Below are 19,596 nucleotides of genomic sequence, written 5' to 3' on the forward strand. Positions count from 1 at the left end.
GGATTATTATCTTCTAGTTCTGATGTAATTAATTTGTTTGCTTCATCAATTTTAGCTTTTAAAGCATTTAAGTTTGCAGTTTCAAGTTGTGTTATGGCTTTGTTAAAAGCATTGATGGCTATTTCTAAAACACCTTGAGCAGCTTTTGCTTGACTTTCTTTGTCGACGGCATCAGCTATTTTAATAGCATCTCTTAAGTCTTGCACAGCTTGAGGATTGTTATCTTCTAGTTCTGATGTAATTAATTTGTTTGCTTCACCAATTTTAGCTTTTAAAGCATTTAAGTTTTGAATTCTTGAATTTGGGTCAATACTATATGTTACATTCACACTTTCTGAGAAATCTGGTGATGTAACTTTAGCATCCATTACTTCAGCATTAGTATTAGGTGTAATGACTAACTTTTTAGCAATGACATCAGTAACTGATTGATCATTTTGTGCTTTAATAGCTGCCCTGATCAATTCTGGTGTCCGATCATTAATTAGTCCTAAGTCCGTTTTTTTAATAATTGTATTTAGATGTGGTTTTTTGTCTGGTTCTTTATTTTTATTGCAAGCTACAACAGTTGCAGCAGTTGCTGCCACCATGCCGATACTTCCTAATAAGGTTAATAATTTTTTCATTTATTTTATAAATCCCTTCATAGGTAGATTATTTAACATATATAAAAAACTTGATGAGTTTTGCAGTGCTTAAATAACATCTTTAAGTTAAATTTTTAATTGATTAAACAATTTACCACACCCATATTCTCACAATCAAAAAGACTTTTTTTACAACGATGTCAACGTTGAAAAATTCATTTTCACTTTCCAAAAGTGAAAATTATTTTTATTTTAAAAATTCTTATTTGGTAAAAAGTTTTAGTGCTATAATGGTTGGTTTAATCTTCAACAGAACCAAACTCAATGTTTTGCTGCTTGTAAAAATTATTGGCAATAATTTTATTAATTTTTTAAATTGTTAGTTAGTTGGTAAAAATTAAATCATGACAAATATCATATTTAGCTTTAGAAATTTTTTTGTCTTTTGAAAAGTCAAAAAATAATTTTTTAAAAGGTGGTTTTGCTTTTATTTTGTTGGATTTTTGAAAAAATGTGATTGGAAGGAGAAAAAAAATGGAAGAAGTTATAAAAGAAATAAATTCGAAACATGAATCAAATCCCACTAAACTTTTCTTCAAAAACAATTTCAATAAAATAATTGTGATGCGAAGAGTGCAAAAGTTTGGTGGATGACTAAGTGCCATGATCATGCCCGTTATTGGAGTGATTATTGGTTGAGGATTATTAACAGCCTTTTTCATTCCAGATGGATGAACACCAGTTAAAGCAATTAGTGAACATGTGACTGGAAACTTAATTAACTATTTGATCCCAATTTTAATTGGGTACCAAGCTGGTAAATTAGTTCATGGAAATCGTGGTGGAATAATGGCGGCTTTTGTTGTTTTAGGAGTAATTGTTGGAAATCAATTTAACCCTGGTTTTGAAACAGGGGCTAGTCCAACACCACAATTTTTAGGAGCAATGATTGTTGGACCAATTGCTGCTGGAATTTTAAAAGGATTCGACAAATTAGTCGAAGGAAAAATTAAAGAAGGGTTTGAAATGTTGGTTAACAACTTTTCACTAGGAATTATTGGAGCTATTTTATGTATTGGAGCATTTTATGGAATGCCTTATGTGATCAATAGTATCGGATGGGTTTTTGGAAAAATTGTTAAAGCAGCAATTGAAGCTAAAGTAATTTTCTTAGCAGCAATTGTTATTGAACCAGCTAAATTACTATTCTTAAACAATGCCATTAACCATGGTGTCTTAACACCATTAGGAATTCAAATGGTAGCTGAACAAGGAAAAAGTATTTTGTTCTTACTAGAAGCAAATCCAGGACCTGGATTAGGAATGTTATTAGCAACAATTGTTTTTGATAAAAAATTAAGAGGACAAGCAGCTGGGGCTAGTGTCATCCACTTTTTTGGAGGTATTCATGAAGTATACTTCCCATTCGCATTAGTAAGACCAGTCTTAATTGTCTCACTATTAGCAGGTGGGTTAGCTGGGGATGCAATTTTCCAAGCATTTAATGCCGGATTAATTGCTCCATCAAGTCCAGGATCAATCATTGCTGTCTTTACCATGACAAAATCCGAAGCATTGAATTATGCTGGGGTTGCTGTTGGGGTGTTTGGAGCAGCAGCGGTTAGCTTTGGAGTTGCTTCACTAATCTTCTTGATTGGCCACAAAAAATTCAAAAAACAAGGTCACAAAGAATTACAACAAGCAAACATCAAAGTTACTGAATTAAAAGGTAAAGAATCAAAATATATCAAATTTGACAAACCAATAACTGATGGGAAAGTTGTTGATGATAAAATCAGCGCAATTCCTAAAACAATCATTTTTGCTTGTGATGCCGGAATGGGTTCAAGTGCGATGGGTGCTTCAATTTTGAAAAAGAAAATTAAAGAAGCCGGACTAAATATCAAAGTAGTCAATTATGCGATTAAAGAGTTACCAAGTGATGCTGAATTTGTTGTCACCCAAAACACTTTAACAGAATTAGCAAAAAATAAAGCACCAAAAGCTGTGCATAAAAGTATTGAAAACTTTTTAAATAAAGAATTTTATGACAAAATTATAGGGGAGATCAAAGAAAAGATAGAACCAAACGATGAAAAAGGAACGCCAAAATAAACTTTTGTACATCTTTTTAAGTTATAAAACAATCAATAAATATATTTTAAAAAATCATTTGGAAATCAGCTTCAAAACTCTAGAAAGAGATATTAGCGAGTTAAATGATTTTTTAAAACCAATTAAGGCATATATTAACAAAATTGATGATACTTATGCATTAGTTAATCCCCAAACTAACTTAATTTTAGATTTTACAAAATTACATGATGAATTTTTACTAATTAGTGAACGACTGATTTTTATCATGCTGGAAATTTATAAAAATGAAAAGGTTCTACAAACATATTTATTAGAAGATTTAGATATTGGCAAAAACATCTTACTTGATGATTTACAAATGTTAGATATTATTTTACGAAAATATCATTTAAAATTAGTGATTGACAAAAAGGGGGTTAGCATTAACGATTTTATTCTTGATGCTATTATTCCAATTGTTTCAGATATTGTTTTAGATCATCTTTTAGTCAAAAAGAATTTAGTCTTATTTCAAAATAGTGATTTAAGTTTAATGTTTTCTGAATATATTTATAATAAACTAGTCCGCTATTTTAAAATTGATAATTTTAAAATCGTTCATCAATACTTGTTGGATTTAATTATTGATAAAAAAAATTTAAGTGAGATGAATATCGTCTTTATTACCATTAAAATTACTTTTTATTTAAACCATTCTAAAAATAAACTTTTTGATATTACAAATAAGATTAACTTTGAAAAAGGCTTAAAATGTCTTTATATGTCAAGTGATGATCGCCAACTTTTAAATACTTTATTTTTAGAAAAAGAAGCTGAAACACAAGTAACTAATTGTGTGGCAATTATTAAAGAAAATTTTGCTCAATTATTTAATCAAAATATTGTTTTTGATAATTATATTGAAGAACGCATTACTAAACATTTAATTGCTAATCTTTTTATTCAAAAAATTGATCCCTTACTCATTGAACATTATAAGGAAAATTTATTTAAATATAAAAATACTTATTATGAAATTTTTAAAATAATCAATGATGCTATCGAATCCCAATTTTTAGAACAAGAACAAAATCTAGCTTTAGTTTATGAAATCTTTATGCATTTGATTATCTGATTAAACATTCAATTCGAAAATGCTAATTTAAAAATTTTAACAATTTGTATTGGGGGCATGGGCCAAAGTTATATGATTAAAAGTTATTTACAATCTTTATATCCTCAAGCTGAAATTGAAACTTCATCACTATCTTCAATTAACAAGAAAATTTTTAGTGATTACAACTTGGTGATTTCCATGATTAATATTGAAGATTCACTTCATAAAAATTTAATCCAAGTTTCCCTCACTGCCTTTTTGGGTGGTAAAACTGAAACTAATTTAATGATGAATTCAAAAATTTATGAGCATTTTATTGGAGCCAATAAAATCCATAAAGTTTTCTCAATTGATAATGTTTTAATCAACCAGCAAGTTAACAATAAAGAAGAAGGAATTATGATGTGTGGCAACCTATTAAAAGAACTTGGTTATGTGACTGACGATTACATTAAATCAATGCTTCAAAGAGAGAGACAACTAACAACTTATATTGGAAACTATATTGCCATTCCTCATGGATTAAATACACATGGAATTATTGAAAATGGAATTGTTTTACTCCATTTTAAAAGTCCTGTTTACTTTGACAAGGAACCTGTTTACTTTTTAGTTGGTTTAGCTGGTAAAGATAAAGAATACTTTGATGCCTTTTATAAAATATCCAATAAATTATTGGAAATCAATTTTATTGAAGAGTTATTAAAAGACCCTTCTAAAGAACGAATATTTAAGGAGTTTGAATTATAATGAAAGTACTACATTTTGGAGCTGGCAATATTGGTCGCGGTTTTATTGCCCCCATCTTATTAAAAGATCCTTGTCTTGAACATTTAAAATTTGTTGATCTGAATCAAAAGATTATTGACCAAATTAATCAACTTAAACAATTCAATGTCATTGAATTAGGAGCTATAAAAAATGTTGTGAATATAACTGGACAAATTAGTGGTGTTGTCAATACTAAATTAGCTGTCGCATTAGAAGATTATGCTGTTGAGTTTTGCACGACCTCAATTGGGGCGACAAATTTAAAACACATTGTGAATGATGTGATTAAAATCATTCAAAAAAATGAACAAAATAACAAAACATTAATTATCATGGCTTGTGAAAATGGTGAAAAAGTTTCATCAATGTTTAAAAAAGAAATTCAAAATGTTTATCATTTTAATGAAAAATTAATTCATTTTGTGGATGTGATGGTCGATAGGATTGTCCCTGATCAGACAGTGTCGGGAATTGATGTTGAAGTTGAAGCATATTATTCTTGAGTAGTTGATCAAAAACAATGACCAGCCAACATCCCCAAAATTACTACACTAACTTATTCAAATGACATTGATGCTGAAATCAGCAAAAAAGTCTGGTTATTAAATGGGGGTCATGCGAGTTTGTGTTGAGCCAGTTATCAAAACAATCAGTTTCACCCACCTTTTACGAATGCAAGTTTGCAAATTCCGGAATTGAAAACTTTTTTGCTCAATTATTTAAAAGAAGTGGGCTTAATTTTTGCCAAACACTTTAATTATAATTTTGATGAAATAGAAAAGTTTATCAATCAAATTATCACACGTTTTGAAAACCCATATATTAATGATTATTTAGAAAGGGTTGGAAGAAATTTAATTGCCAAATTACAGTTAAACGAACGTATTTTAAAACCTTTATTTATTGGAAGAAATTTAGGTTTACCAACCCTGAATCTAAAAGCAACAATTAATCATGCTTTAGATTATACTAATCCCAATGATGCAGATGGGGCAAAAATTGCCCAAATGCACATAGAACAAAAAAATAAAGTAACAATTTTACAAGAAATTGTTGCCAACATAACAGAAGAACAAATCAAATTTATTTTAAATTTGCTTTAACTGATAAGGAGAGAAAATGTTTAAACCAAAAAATGTCTTTTTGCATCAAAAATTTAATTCTAAAGAAGAAATCTTACAAGATATCGCTTTGAAATTCAAGAATGAAAATGTTAATCAATTTTATATTGATTCAATTTTAACAAGAGAAAAATTAGCTTCTTTTGCGATTGGTAATCAAATTGCTATTCCCCATGGAACTTATGATGGAATGAAGACTTTGAATGATAGTTTATTACTGTTTTATCATTTAGAAAAGGAAATTAAGTGAGATGGTGAACCTGTAAGAATTATCATTGCTTTGGCAATTAAACCAGAATGTCAATTAAATGTTTTACAAAACATTGCGGTTAATTCTATGAATGAAGAATTTTTTGAAGATTTAATTAAAAATCCAACTATCGAAAAAGTCGAAACTTTAACAAGTAGTATAAAAGAAGATTAAACAAATTAAGAGCAAGTGAATGTCACTTGCTCTTAATTTTTTGCTTTGTTTATGCGAGCAATCTCAATCTCGTTTTTTAAAATTTCCACTTTAATTTTAGTTAAAGCATCACTCATTTCTGGGTTGCGGCGTTTTTTATCAATTAAAATCGAATAAACCACAAAACCAAATAATGGCAAAAGAAATCATCATCTTAAATGACCCCTAATTTTCTTTTCTAATTCGAGAACCAAATCATTTAGTTCTTTATTTTGTTGTTTTAATTCTTCTAATGTAAATATTTTTTTCGTTGTTTGCATTCTAATTTAATCCTTTATTGTTTTTAGCTAGTGAAAAGAGTGTTGTTTTGATTAAAATACCAATTGCTTCATAAGTATTTTTAATTCTTTTGTTTTCCACCATAAAATCCATTTCTTTATGTGATATTTTACTACGATCAATTAATTTATATTCTTCTTCAATCATATTTGCTTTTTGTACAATATTATCACTATATTTAACTTTTGTACAAAATTTTTCTTCTTTCATCACTTGATGCAAATAATTCATGAAAATTTGACGAATGTTATCTAACTGGGGATTCATTTTATTGTATTTCATTTTAAATCCTTGTAAATATCTCGCACTATGAACATTAATTTGATATCTAAAAAAAGGCATAAAAATAGTATCAAATGTTGCCACTGCATCTTCGGCAAAAACTTTAGTAGTCAATTCTTTAAAATAGGCAAGATATTCATTATTTAAAATAACTAAAAAATAATATTTTTCTAATAATTCTCTTATGGTTTCAAGCAGTGACTGATTTTTTAAAGTTCTAGCGACCTCTTGTCTTGCTTCTAAAAAAACAATTAATTGATTTAAATCGGCATTTTGCTTGGCAAATTCTTGAATTTCTAAAAGTATTTTTTTATGATTTTGGTCAAGATCTTCTGTAAATACATTTGTAATTACTTTTTCATAATCTTCTTGAAAGTAATTAATGATATTTCTTTCAAAATTAATAACATGACTAATTTTTCCGCTCATGGTTTCCTTTTGTTATAATTTAATTATATAATCTTTCAAGAAAAATAGTTGAGGGAAAAAATGTATTATTTAGGAATTATTTTAGCTTCAATTTTTGGTTATTTAATTGGTTCAATTTCATTTTCCATAATTGTTGTTAAATTTGTCAAAGGAATTGACATTCGTAATGTTGGTTCTGGGAATGCTGGAGCCACTAACACAACTAGGGAATTAGGCAAATTTTGAGGATTAGTTGTTGCTTTATTAGATGGAAGTAAATCAATTGCAACAGCGCTAATTGCTGTGCTATTTTCAATGATTCCACATCCATTATTTAGTCAAACAAGTTATTTCATTCCCATCTTATTTGTTTTAATCGGACATTGTTATCCTATTTATTACAAGTTTAAAGGCGGAAAAGCCGTGAGTTCATTTTTAGGATTATTATTTGTTGCTAACTTGTTTTACTTCATTTTCTTTTTAATTGTGTGATTTATTGTCGTTTACATTTGAAGAAAAGTGAGCTTGGCAAGTATTGTTGGTGCCTTCTTGACTTGTTTAATTGTGATTTGATTGCCATGAATGAACGCTTTAGATAGCTTTCAAGGCGGTTGAAATGCCTGAGACCAATGACAAAATGTGTGATCAAGTCCTTGGTTGAGATTCAGTTGATTTAATTATTTACACCAATTAACTAATCCAGTTTCTGGTCATTACTTTGCTGAAAATTCTTTAGCAATTAATATCATCATTTTAATTGGGATGTTTATCACAGCATACCGTCACTTTCCCAACATGATTCGTTTGAAAAATCACAAGGAACCCAAAACCTTTCCTAACATGACTAAAGAAGACAAACAGAAATATAAAATTTATATTCACGATCGTTCTAAAAAGCAAAAAAAATAATTCAGATTCCTGAATTATTTTTTTGCTCTTTTCATGGCATTCATTGTTTTTTTGATGTCGGCTTCACTAGGTTTACGACCCATACTCATATACATTGCACGAATTTGTGCTTCTGTAATTGGTGGGTTATCTTTTAATTGTTTTTTCACAATTGCTCTTGTGATTAAAAAACCAGCAACTGCTCCTAATAAAAGTGCCCCAATGATTACTCCAACTAGTGTTCCGGCTAATGCTCCGCCTTCTAAACTACTCATTAAAATTAAATTCATGTTATTTCTCCTCTTTTTCTTCTCTTTGTGCTTTTTCTCATTTGTCTTTCTCTAGTTTGTTGTTCATGATTTTATTTGCTTTGTTTAAAAATTTAAAAATAAATACAATCGCAACAATCATTAATGTTAATAAAACAATACCACCAATGACACTCAGTGCAATCACTCCACCAATACTCATCATTAGTGTTCTTTTCTTTCTTTGATTGCTTGGCTAACTTGTTCAACAACATGATTCACATTGAAACCAAATTTATCAGCCACAATGTTACCAGGTGCTGATTCACCAAAGTGATCAATCCCAATTGATAAGCCATTTTCACCAACATATTTAGCTCAACCATAAGTGGTTCCCATTTCGATAGAAACACGTAATGTTGCTGGTTTTAAAACTTCTTGTTTGTAAGCTTGTTCTTGTTTTTCAAACAAGAACATTGATGGCATTGACACAACTCTTGTGGCAATTTTTTTCTTTTTTAAGACTTCTGCTGCTTCCATTGCTAAACCAACTTCACTTCCTGTGGCAATCAAAGTAACTTTAGCAGTTTTGCTTTCGCTTAAAACATAAGCACCTTTACTTACTTGTTGGTAAACATTTTTATGGGTTTGTTCAGTTACATCTTGTCTAGTAGCAATAATACTTGTTGGGTTAGTTTTTGATTCTAAAGCAATTTGGTAAGCAGCCATAGTTTCGGCATAATCTGCTGGTCTAATCAAGTTATGGTTAGGAATAGTTCTTAACATCGCCAATTGTTCAATTGGTTGGTGTGTTGGTCCATCTTCACCAACCGCCACTGAATCATGAGTTAATACAAACAATGTTTGCAATTGCATTAATGCTGCTAAACGCATGGCTGGTTTCATATAATCAGCAAAGACAAAGAAGCCTGAAGCAACTGGTAGAATTCCCCCATGAGCAGCCATTCCATTATTCATCGCTGTCATTCCGAATTCTCTTACACCATACATAATGTTGCGACCAGTACGGTTTTTAGCATCGAAATCACCATCTAAACCTTTAATTTTAGTTGAAGAACTTAAATCAGCACTTCCACCAAACATTGTTGGGTTAACAGACATAATTTGTTCAAAAATTGCTCCTGAACTAATACGTGTGGCTTGTTTTTTATTGGGATTATTTTGTTCAATTTGTTTTTGAGGGAAATTTCATTTCCCTTCTAAAGCAGCTAGTAATTCTTGATATTCATTAGGATATGAAGTTTCATATGAGTTCATTAATAGTTCTCATTCTTTAAACTGTTTTTCTCCGCGTTCCATAACAATTGTTTGATAAAAATCATATGTTGATTGGGGAACTTCGAATGGTTTGTATTTTCAATTAAAGTATTCTTCAACTTTGACTAAGTCTTTGCCTAAAGGAGCACCATGCACAGCACTAGTTCCTTGTTTAGAAGCACCAAGACCAATAATTGTTTTCACTTCAATATAAGTCGGAGTTGTTGCTTTTTTAGCTTTTTCAATTGCTTTGGAAATTGCTACTACATCTTCACCATCTTTAATTAAAATTGTATTTCAACCAGCTGCTTTAAATCTAGCATGCATGTTTTCTCTATTGGCTTTAACCACCATATCATCTAATTGGACAGCATTTGAATCGTGAATCACAATTAATTTATGCAATTGTTGCATACCAGCAAAAGAAATGACTTCTTGACTCACACCTTCTTGTAAATCACCATCACCAACTAAAACAAAAGTATGATGATTAATCACATCTAATTTTGGTTTGTTAAATTTAGCTGCTAAAAATGCTTCAGCCATAGCCATTCCCACACCCATTGCTAAACCTTGACCTAAAGGGCCGGTTGTGACTTCAACTCCATCAGTTAAGCCTAGTTCAGGATGACCTGGGGTAATTGAACCTCATTGACGGAATTGTTTTAAATCTTCAATAGAAATCTTGAAGCCAGCTAAATGTAACATTGAGTAAAGCAATGCTGAACCATGGCCAGCACTCAAAATAAAACGATCACGATTGAATCATTTTGGTTGTTTTGGATAAAGATTCATATTTTCTGTAAATAAAGAATACATAATTGGAGCTGCTCCTAAAACAATTCCAGGATGTCCTGAATTAGCTTGATTAACCGCTTGAATTCCTAGCATTCTCACTGCATTTAAATTTTCATTTTGTTTATTATTTTTCATCTTGCTTTTCCTTCTTTTTCTTTTTTGGGGTTGGTTCATCAATGATGGTGATGTTTTCTAATTGTTGTTTCACACCTTCGCGAAAAATGCTAATGTATTTTTCGCGCAATAATTGACGGTAATCAATTTCTTCGGGAGTTAATTTTCTTGTTTTCGCAATGGCTACCATGGCATTAATTTCTTGAATTAATTCATTCATTTTCATTGCGTCGATTTTTTTGTTTTGATCCATACTCATATTTTAATTCTATCTCTTCTTTAATGCAAAATTGTCTGTCTTGCTTGGTAATACTTTTAAATTATAAAACAAAAGTGTTTTTATATTAAAGCATTTCGGAGATAAATCATCTTTTGCAGAAGATTTATCGCATGATCGTTGAGAATTGTGACAGAAATTTCTAGTTGGGGAGAGTTGGGTAAACTAATTCATCCTAATCCTGAAAGCACAATATCAATTACTTTATTTTCATTGGTTTGGAGTTTAAACGTAGTTGGAGCAATTGTTTGATCGCTTAATTTTGGTTTTAAATGCTCTCGATGCTTGTTTCAATAAGTTAAAACATTGACTGTTTTAGTACGGTGAATGTCAATTTGGGCAGAAGTATAAAAATGAATATCGTTCGCTTTGTCATTTTTAAAAGTAAAGTTAATCGCCAACATCCCTCCCACAACAATACTTTGACCACTATGCAGTTGATAAGTATATTGTTTCATTTCTTTTTTGAAATAGAAATATTTCAATTGATCATGATCAACTAAATTGGATAAGCTGTTCTTTTTATTAATTCCTGGTGTATCGAAAAATTTAATTTGATGATTTAAACCAATTTCAATTTCATTTAAAGTTGTATTGAAAAAATGCGAAACAACAATTTTAGAAGGCAGATTAGCTTCTTTTAAAAGTGCTGTCATTAAAGATGATTTACCCACATTGGAAAAACCAATAAAGTATTTTTCACCATGTTCTTGTTCAATAAAGGCTAATAAATGTTTAATCGACTCTTGGTTAAAAGCCGAAACTGTTGTAAATTTTAAATTTTGGATTTTAGAATCAGAAAACATCTCACGAACAAAATTTAAAATTTTCATTTGTTTAACTGCTTTGGGCAGCAAATCAATTTTATTGACTAAGACAATAACTTTTTCATTGGCTAACAAAGCTTCTAATTGCATATCTCTTGAGTTTTGTAAATCTAAGACGTCAAGGACATAGAAAAAAGTTTTTTGTTTATCTCTTAAAACAATGTTTTTAATGTTATCAAAAAACTTTTCTGATTCAATTTCATATGAATTATATTCCCCATAATTTTGGATTTTAAAACATCGCAAACAAAAATCATTATCTATTTTAACTGCATAACCAATTTGTTGTTCATTTTCAATTTGCAGGTTAACTCCACACCCAATACATTTTTTCATGTTTATCTCCTATTTTAAATATTTATTTTGTTTGCTATAGCAAAACTCATATCAGAAATCAATTAAATATAATGTTTTTAAAACGTCATTATAGCAATGGATTTTTGCTTTTTTAAAATCTTTATTTCACCTAATAAAATCTGGATATTTTAAGTTTGGTAAACTTAAAAAATTTAGCGCACTCATCGATAATCCATAAATGTCTTCATCATCTTCCATTTTTGATGAATTAAACACTTCATCAAAATACTCAAAAAATTTTTTAAGACTTGGGAGCTGAATTGTTTCAACTCCCATAGTGCCTTTCTTTAAATTGTTCGGATCATAAAAAATTTCCCCGTTATCTTTTTTATTAATAAACGACATCGCTCCCCCAAGAATGTCATAAACATCAATCGTATTAACAGTATAAACTCCAGTTGTTGGGTCCTGGATAAATAAATCACTTTTACGATTGTTTAATAAAGCTTTATTTTCATTAATTCAAACTTTTAAAATGTTTTTGTCATTACTTGAACCAGCCAAAATAATTGTTTTAATATTTTTAGCAATCAACATATTCAGAAAACTTTTCACCATATACTGATATTGATTATAAAAATTGTAGGTGGGGTCATTATATTTTCTTTTGATGGTCATTGATTTAATTGCACGATGATTATTTCTTAAACTAATTTCTTTTAAATTTCTAGCAAATGAATATTGAATGATGTAAACCAAAGATTTATTTGTTTCATTGTAAAGAGGGTTGGTCATCTCGGTTTTATCATGAGAGCGATTAAAAAATTCAGTGTCTAAAATGACTACTGGAAATTTAATGCTTTTCAAATGTTTGCTTAGTTCTGGTTTATCAACAAAAAAACCTTGATGTTCATTAATTTTGAACTCATCTTCATTAATTTTTGTTATTTTACTTGTTTCCATTGTTCCTCATTATAATATATATTTTACATTTTTATTTTTTTGAAGTATTTAAAATTTATAATTAAAATAGAGGTATGAAAAATGAACGATAAAATTTTATTAAAAGATGTCCTTGATCACTCAATAATGGAGTGATTTAAAATGGCATCTAATGCGGAATTGAATAAGGTGAAAGAAAACTTACAAGTCATTAAGTCAAATTTACCAATGATTGAAAAAACTTTTAATTTGGATAGTGAATTAATGAAAACAGAAAATCAATTTTTAGCTGCCAACACTATTGCTGATGTTAAATATATCACTAACAGACCAGAAGTGAATTTGGAAAATATGATGTTGGGTGATATGAACAAACTAATGGAAAACATTGTTTCGAATATGTTTGGTGCATTTTTTAAAAACATTAATTCTATTTTAAAAATCAGAAATGTTCTTGATGAAAAAATTGGTTTAACCGAAGCAATCGACCAAATTGATAAAACTGATATCGAATATTTATTCTTTGTCGAATTGAAAAATATTGAAGATAAATTAGGCGCTTTAATCCATGCCAATAAAGAAGATTATGATAACATTTTTGCTGATTTTGATGAAATGGTCAAAAGTAAAGATTTAAAATTGATTAATCAAAAAAATGAAATCATTCAAAGATATTATTTAAAACTCAAACCAAACCATGTGATGGAAAACATTATGATGGGTGGAACTGATGAATTGCAAACTGAATTGGTTTCTTTTCAAAATGTTATCGGTGTTGTTGGTGAAATTGAATTATTTATTAAGTTATTTAAAATTATTGAACAAAAAATATAAGCTTTATTGGCTTATATTTTTTATATATTCAATGCCTTGTTCAGTAATCACCCGACCTTTTGGTGTCCGAATAATGAATGAATTGCGAATTAATAATGGTTCAATAAAATGTAAAACATGATCTTGATTTAAATTAAGATATTGTGACAAGTTATTTAAACCCAAAACTTTATGTGCATATAAATAATGCAAATATTTAATGTCATTCAAAATTAAACCTCTTGGATAAATTTCCATTTTGTGCAAAATTTCTTTGAGATATTTTGCATCAAGTAACTGAACATTATCATTGATTACAAAGTCATGAATTCTTTTGAGTAAGTTAATCGCGATTCTCGGTGTGTTTCGCGAGTGATTGGCCAAAATATGGGCACAACCTACATTTAGTTCCAAATTGAGCTTCTGAGCATTAATCAGCAGCAAATCTTTAATCTCTTCAGAACTATAATTATCCAATTCAAAACGAATTGGAAACCGGTTTAAAAATGGGTCAGCTAATTTACTAATTTCAGTCGTTGCCACAATCAAAGTAAAATTTGGTATTTTTAAATTAATAATTTTAGAATTATATTCTTTACCAATAATAATATTCATTTTGCCATCTTCTAAAACTGGATATAAAACTTCGAGTAATTCTTTGGATAAAGCATGAATCTCATCAATAAAGACAAGGTCATTTTCTTTAATAAAAGAAAGGACTGAAACTAAATCGCTTTGTTTTTGTAAACTCGGCCCATTTAAATAATGTAATTTGACTTTTAAAATTTTGCTTAATAAGAAAGCGAGTGAAGTTTTACCCATTCCACTTGGACCCGAAATCACAATGTGATCTAAAGTCCGGTCTCGCTTAACTGCTGAATTAACAAAAACTTTTAAATTCTGAATAATTTTCTTTTGACCGAAATATTCATCTCATGTTTCTGGACGAAAATTATTCATAATTTAATTGTGACAATTTCGTTAAACTAATTTTTGTCATCTCCTCTAAATTTAATTTTGGGTCAAGCAATTTAATGACTGAGAAAATTTCTTTCTTTTTATAACCCATTTTTTCTAAAGCATTGTAAACATCCAACTGTTTGTTATTCATTTCATAATGAAAGTATTTTTTGTTTAATTCAAACAAAATATTTTTGGCAGTAAATGTTCCAATCCCTTTGATTGACAAGATTTTTTCAAAATCTTGTTTTTCAACAATTTGCATTCATTGATCAATTGTAAATTTTTCTAAAATGTTAATTGCTGTTTTCGAACCAACAGTTCGCACTTGCACTAAATCAGCAAAAGCGTCCCGTAATTCTTCGTCAATAAACCCATAACTTTCTTTTTGAAATTCTGTTTCAAAAACAGTAATGTATAGTTTAATAGTTTGGTTAATTAAAAATGTGTCTTGGTTTAAGTTAATCAAATGAAACTTAAAGCCTTGGTCATTGTTTTCTAAAACAATCTCATCATTTTTAATTTTTGTGATTTTTCCTTTTAAATAATCCATTGTATCCCCTTATTAGATTAGAAAAAAAGTTACAAAAATTAACACTTTTTTAACAATATTTGGTTTTTTTAACTATTTTGGCTATTTTAAGCCAAAAAAAATTTCTATTAAATAGAAATTTTCATCATTATTTGTATTTACGGTTTTGTTTTTGTTTGTAAATACGTTTTTCTTTTTTACTTAAGTGGTATTCACGTTTACGAGCTTCTGCTTTATTAGTAGATGCTACTTTTTGGAAACGTTTTAACGCTTTTTCAATTGGTTCACCTTCGTGCACGATAATTGATGCCATTTATTATTTCACCTGCCAATTCCTTATAAATATAACACAAAAACTATTTAATTTTCTTGCTATTTAATTTAATTTCTTGGTCATTCTCATCTTTTAAGTAAATAATTGTTTGTAAGTTGCCAAAAAAATCTTTTTCTTCTTTAATGTTTGTAATGACACAATCTTGGTTTTTGTAATGTAAATTGTCCCCGATTTTTAATTCTTGATTAATTTCAACGGGTTCATTAGCACTATTCAAACCAAATGCTTTTTCATTGATCGTAATAATTGTCTCATTACCATATTTAGCTTCCATGTTTTCTAAAAACTCTAAAGCTTGTTGAGTGGAATCTTCATCATAATTAACAAAATCAAAATCATCATTTAAAAATTCGACATCATCTAAATTTTGTGTGCCGTTATCTTCTTCAAGAGTGGCATCAAAAATTTCAGGATTAATTGAATATGTTGGATCTAATAAGTTAGTTTGTGTTTCGACAATATCTTCAAACGTAATGTCATTAGTTGTATCTGGTCCTAATAAAACAGTGGTTAAAGTTGGATCGTGTTCTTCAATTTCATTTAGTGTTTGATTAAATTCTAAATGTGTTAATTCATCATTGCTATCTGCTTCAAACAATTTCTGTTTTTCTTCAAAAGGAAGTGTGAAACTAACTAAGGTGTCATCTTTTTCATATTCAGACATAATGTCACCCAAATCTTTATTGATGGTTGGGTCTTTATCGAGCATTGAAGTTAAAGTTTGTTGTAATTCATCATCAGACATACTTTCAATGACTTGATCTAAAATTTTGTTTGTATCAATTGGTTTAATTATTGGTTCTTGATGATGTTCTTGTTCAAACTCTTTGTAAATTAGTTTAGAAAGTTCTTGAATACGAGCTTCTTCTTTTCTTTTTTGGGCAATCACTAATTCATTATCGTGATTTCTATTTAAATGCACTTTTTGACCATTAAGATCAAAATCAGTTTGATCTGGGGCCATTTGGTTTGTTCTTTTTTTGTATTTTAGAAAAGCATCACTTGTATCTTTATTTTTATCATGTAATCAAATCATGTACATCACATAACGTTTGACCTCAGTACGCATATAATCAGCATACCCAAAAAGTTCATTAGATAGTAAACTCATCACTGCGTTTGCATCTAAATTTAAATTGACCAATTCATTAATTTTGTTTCTAATTTTCTCTGTTAAATACTCATCAATAAATATTTTTTTCATTTTATATCCTCTTATCTTTTTAATTATAACTTACAAATAATAAAAATAAAAAGTAAGGCGAACCTTACTGCAAAAATCCTAAATTTTTTTGCGATTTTTTTTCGATTTGGCCAAAGCAATCTTTTTATCTTCTTCAACCATTTTAGAAACAATTTTACGGTTTCTTTGTCACGCTTCATGACTTCAGTGATACGCATAAAATGTAATGGCATCTCACAATAAGATTCCGCATGCTGGTAAAATTGCTAAACCAAAAGCCGCGAAGAATAAGCCAAGATTGTTTTGGTTTCAACCAAATTTATCACAATCAAGATTTTCATAACCAAGAAGTTTAAAGATTTGATCATTTAAACCCGGAATAAAAATGAATGCTAAATTTAACACAAAAGCAATTAAAGCGGCATAAACTAATGGAGTAGAAATTTTTCAATCAATCTTATTCGATGCTTTTCAATTGGATAATTTGATGAAATGTGAAAAGAATAAAGGAGCAAAAACAATTGTAATAAACAGTGAAGTTCTTCCGTAAATAATGACTTCAGTTTTTTGTTCCACACTATAAATGTTATCATTAATCACTACTCATCATTTGTCAGTATCACCACTAATATGACTAACAAATTCAGAAGGAGTAAATGCCATACCGACATAAAAAGAAATTAAGGAAATGATTGTTGAAATAATCATGATTTTTAAGATTGGTATCAGCAAGCCAGCCAATAAACCGCTACCACCTTGTTTTGGTGGGAGTTTCATCAGTGTTGGGTCTAAATTTCCCATACCGATTGCAATTGCTAAGCAAGACTCAACCACTAAATTAACATATAAAATATCAACAGCATCAAGTGGAGCAGTGTGATTAATTAAGGAAAGAATTAAAATTGTTAAAACGTTAGCAAAGTTAAATCCCATTAAGAGTACAATCGAACGGCGAATTTTTTGGAAAACGTTTCGTCCTTCGTTCACACCTTTCATAATTGTCCCAAAGTTATCATCAGTCAGAATAACATCTGCTGCTTGTTTTGCCACATCAGTTCCGGCAATTCCCATTGCCACCCCAATTTCGGCTTTAGCAAGCGATGGTGCATCATTCACGCCATCCCCAGTCATTGAAACAATATTACCTTTTTGTTGTAAAAGATTAACAATTCTCACTTTATGTTCAGGGTTGACGCGAGCAAACACTTTAATATTGTCAATAATTCTTAATAGATCAACATCACTCAAGGATTCTAAAACATCAGAACTCATGACTTCATATTCTGTATAAGCAAGATTTAAATCTCGTGCAATTGCTAAAGCGGTTGTTGCATGATCACCAGTAATCATCACGACACGAATCCCAGCATTATATGCTTCAGCAATTGCTTGCACAGCTTCTTGACGAACAGGGTCAATCATTCCCACAGCCCCAATAAAAATTAAGTTTTGTTCTAAATCATCTTGATTATCTAAGTCATCATAACCATCATTATAAGCAAAAGCTAAAACACGCAATGCTTGATCAGATAATTTGGTTGCATTATTCAAAATTTCTTTTTTCATCGCTGCAGTTAATGTTTGGATTTGATTATCAATTAAAATACGGCTAGTAACATTTAACAATTGATCAATCGCACCTTTGGTAAAAATAATATTATCACCATTGACATTATTGACTGTTGTCATTAATTTTCTTTCACTATCAAAAGGAATTTCGTCCATTCTTTGTCAAGTATTTCTTGACAAAGTTTCATCAACCCCCATTTTTAAAGCAAAATCAACAAGTGCTAGTTCAGTTGGATCACCCATTCTTGCATCATCTTCAACAACAGAATCATTTGGCAAAACTAAACCTTTTAACATGAAATCTTTATGTTCATCTAAAGTTGTGGCGATAAATTCTTCATCAGTAATGATTTTATTATTTCAAATCATTCTTTTAACAGTCATTTTATTTTGGGTTAAGGTTCCAGTTTTATCTGTACAAATGACATTGACACTTCCTAAAGTTTCAACTGAAGCGAGTTTTTTAACAATCACATTTTCTTTCACCATTCTTTTTGTAGAAAAGGAAAGTGTGATAGAAACAACAGCTGATAAAGATTCGGGAATTACCCCAATTGCTAATGTAATTGCAATAATTAAATAAGTAGCTCAAGAATCTTTTTGGCCAGTGACCAGCATTGCCCCAAAAATAATCACTCCAATAATCACAGCCACAACACTAATTAAATAACTGAATTTTTTTAATTTTTTTTCTAATGGTGTTTCTTGATCAGCATTTTCATTAATTGTTGTCGAAATTTTACCAATTTCAGTATTCACCCCAGTTTTAGTCACAACACCAATGGCACGTCCGGCAGTGGTAAATGTTGACATGAAAACCACATTTGCCATTTCAGCTAAAATAGTTGTTACTTTTTGTTTTTCATGAGTTTTTTCCACTGGTAACGATTCTCCAGTAAGGATTGATTCATCAACCATTAAATCTGATGATTCAATAATTCTTAATTCTGCTGGCACATATTTTCCAGCTTCTAAAACAACAATATCACCAACCACTAAGTTTTCAGCATCAATCTCTTTTTGACTACCATCACGAATCACAACCGCTTGCGGTTTAGATAAAGATTTTAAAGCATCAACAGATTTTCTTGCCTTGACAGTTTGCACGGTTTGTAAAACCGCATCTAAAAGCACGATTAAAGCAATGACAATAAAATCAATAAATTCTTCAAAAGTGATTGAATCACTTCAACGTCCAAATCTTGGGGCAATCACAGAAATGACAGCTGCCACCATCAAAATAATTTGCAATGGTTCGATTAAACTTCAACCAAAAACAACATATCATGGTGTTGGCTTTTTGGTTGGTAACACGTTTTTACCACCCGTTTTTAAACGTTGGTTAACTTCATCTTCAGTTAACCCTTTTTTATAGTCAGTATTAAGTTTCGACTCAATTTCTGTTAAATTACTATTTTCAAAATTCTCCATT

Annotated in this window: 20 protein-coding genes; 6 read left to right on the top strand and 14 right to left on the bottom strand. The window is 29.6% G+C overall.

Annotation, left to right across the window (positions count from 1 at the left end; translation table 4 throughout):
• Positions 1-626: lipoprotein (locus P695_RS0103810; RefSeq protein ID WP_028126929.1), on the bottom strand; the 626-nt coding region annotated here is incomplete at its 3' end.
• A 585-nt stretch (positions 627-1,211) separates the two neighbouring features.
• Between P695_RS0103810 and P695_RS0103815 the strand changes: the two genes are divergently transcribed.
• From P695_RS0103815 to P695_RS0103830, 4 genes are read left to right on the top strand one after another with little or no spacing between them, the layout of a single operon-like run.
• Positions 1,212-2,702, top strand: a complete 1,491-nt coding sequence (locus P695_RS0103815) for a PTS transporter subunit EIIC (RefSeq protein ID WP_035026480.1) — start codon at positions 1,212-1,214, stop codon at positions 2,700-2,702.
• Positions 2,680-4,530 (top strand): PTS sugar transporter subunit IIA, encoded by a 1,851-nt coding sequence (locus P695_RS0103820; RefSeq protein WP_028126931.1) that lies wholly within the window; start codon positions 2,680-2,682, stop codon positions 4,528-4,530. Before P695_RS0103815 ends, P695_RS0103820 begins: the two co-directional genes overlap by 23 nt.
• The gene (locus tag P695_RS05575) at positions 4,530-5,654 is read left to right on the top strand and encodes a mannitol dehydrogenase family protein (RefSeq protein ID WP_051437383.1); all 1,125 of its coding nucleotides are present in this window, start codon (positions 4,530-4,532) and stop codon (positions 5,652-5,654) included. Before P695_RS0103820 ends, P695_RS05575 begins: the two co-directional genes overlap by 1 nt.
• Positions 5,655-5,670: 16 nt before the next feature.
• Positions 5,671-6,096, top strand: a complete 426-nt coding sequence (locus P695_RS0103830) for a PTS mannitol transporter subunit IIA (protein ID WP_028126932.1) — start codon at positions 5,671-5,673, stop codon at positions 6,094-6,096.
• Positions 6,097-6,128: 32 nt separating this feature from the next.
• Here P695_RS0103830 and P695_RS0103835 read toward each other — a convergent pair whose 3' ends face one another.
• On the bottom strand, positions 6,129-6,395 hold the full coding sequence (locus P695_RS0103835; RefSeq protein WP_028126933.1) for a hypothetical protein: 267 nt from the start codon (positions 6,393-6,395) through the stop codon (positions 6,129-6,131).
• Between the two features lies 1 nt (position 6,396).
• A complete protein-coding gene (locus tag P695_RS0103840) occupies positions 6,397-7,125 on the bottom strand; it encodes a hypothetical protein (protein ID WP_028126934.1) in 729 nt (242 codons plus the stop codon).
• Between the two features lie 60 nt (positions 7,126-7,185).
• Between P695_RS0103840 and plsY the strand changes: the two genes are divergently transcribed.
• Complete coding sequence (gene plsY, locus P695_RS05580; protein WP_051437384.1) at positions 7,186-8,013, top strand: glycerol-3-phosphate 1-O-acyltransferase PlsY; 828 nt, start codon at positions 7,186-7,188, stop codon at positions 8,011-8,013.
• A 14-nt stretch (positions 8,014-8,027) separates the two neighbouring features.
• Here plsY and P695_RS0103850 read toward each other — a convergent pair whose 3' ends face one another.
• The 6 genes from P695_RS0103850 to P695_RS0103875 form a co-directional block, all read right to left on the bottom strand.
• Complete coding sequence (locus P695_RS0103850; RefSeq protein ID WP_035026486.1) at positions 8,028-8,267, bottom strand: YneF family protein; 240 nt, start codon at positions 8,265-8,267, stop codon at positions 8,028-8,030.
• A gap of 16 nt (positions 8,268-8,283) precedes the next feature.
• Complete coding sequence (locus P695_RS0103855; RefSeq protein ID WP_028126936.1) at positions 8,284-8,466, bottom strand: hypothetical protein; 183 nt, start codon at positions 8,464-8,466, stop codon at positions 8,284-8,286.
• Positions 8,466-10,451 carry a transketolase gene (gene tkt / locus P695_RS0103860; RefSeq protein WP_028126937.1) on the bottom strand — a complete coding sequence of 662 codons (1,986 nt, stop codon included), beginning with the start codon at positions 10,449-10,451 and terminating at the stop codon, positions 8,466-8,468. The genes P695_RS0103855 and tkt overlap by 1 nt, the downstream gene beginning before the upstream one ends.
• Entirely contained in the window at positions 10,441-10,689 is a 249-nt protein-coding gene (locus tag P695_RS0103865; RefSeq protein WP_051437386.1) for a DUF896 domain-containing protein, read from the bottom strand. Before P695_RS0103865 ends, tkt begins: the two co-directional genes overlap by 11 nt.
• An 80-nt stretch (positions 10,690-10,769) precedes the next feature.
• A complete protein-coding gene (gene yqeH, locus P695_RS05585) occupies positions 10,770-11,870 on the bottom strand; it encodes a ribosome biogenesis GTPase YqeH (protein WP_051437387.1) in 1,101 nt (366 codons plus the stop codon).
• A 9-nt stretch (positions 11,871-11,879) separates the two neighbouring features.
• Entirely contained in the window at positions 11,880-12,794 is a 915-nt protein-coding gene (locus P695_RS0103875; protein ID WP_028126939.1) for a hypothetical protein, read from the bottom strand.
• 81 nt (positions 12,795-12,875) lie between these two features.
• Between P695_RS0103875 and P695_RS0103880 the strand changes: the two genes are divergently transcribed.
• The gene (locus tag P695_RS0103880; RefSeq protein ID WP_028126940.1) at positions 12,876-13,607 is read left to right on the top strand and encodes a hypothetical protein; all 732 of its coding nucleotides are present in this window, start codon (positions 12,876-12,878) and stop codon (positions 13,605-13,607) included.
• A 3-nt stretch (positions 13,608-13,610) separates the two neighbouring features.
• On the opposite strand, the gene ruvB is transcribed toward P695_RS0103880, so the two are convergent.
• The 5 genes from ruvB to P695_RS0103905 form a co-directional block, all read right to left on the bottom strand.
• Positions 13,611-14,546, bottom strand: coding sequence for a Holliday junction branch migration DNA helicase RuvB (gene ruvB, locus P695_RS0103885; protein WP_028126941.1), 936 nt, complete (start codon positions 14,544-14,546; stop codon positions 13,611-13,613).
• On the bottom strand, positions 14,539-15,099 hold the full coding sequence (ruvA, locus tag P695_RS0103890; protein WP_028126942.1) for a Holliday junction branch migration protein RuvA: 561 nt from the start codon (positions 15,097-15,099) through the stop codon (positions 14,539-14,541). Before ruvA ends, ruvB begins: the two co-directional genes overlap by 8 nt.
• Positions 15,100-15,226: 127 nt before the next feature.
• A complete protein-coding gene (rpsU, locus tag P695_RS0103895) occupies positions 15,227-15,391 on the bottom strand; it encodes a 30S ribosomal protein S21 (RefSeq protein ID WP_028126943.1) in 165 nt (54 codons plus the stop codon).
• A 43-nt stretch (positions 15,392-15,434) separates the two neighbouring features.
• Positions 15,435-16,616 carry a hypothetical protein gene (locus P695_RS0103900; protein ID WP_028126944.1) on the bottom strand — a complete coding sequence of 394 codons (1,182 nt, stop codon included), beginning with the start codon at positions 16,614-16,616 and terminating at the stop codon, positions 15,435-15,437.
• Positions 16,617-16,694: 78 nt separating this feature from the next.
• A complete protein-coding gene (locus P695_RS0103905) occupies positions 16,695-19,595 on the bottom strand; it encodes a cation-translocating P-type ATPase (RefSeq protein ID WP_028126945.1) in 2,901 nt (966 codons plus the stop codon).
• Between the last annotated feature and the right edge of the window lies 1 nt (position 19,596).

The organism is Williamsoniiplasma lucivorax ATCC 49196, assembly GCF_000518285.1.
Taxonomy (GTDB): domain Bacteria; phylum Bacillota_I; class Bacilli_A; order Mycoplasmatales; family Mycoplasmataceae; genus Williamsoniiplasma; species Williamsoniiplasma lucivorax.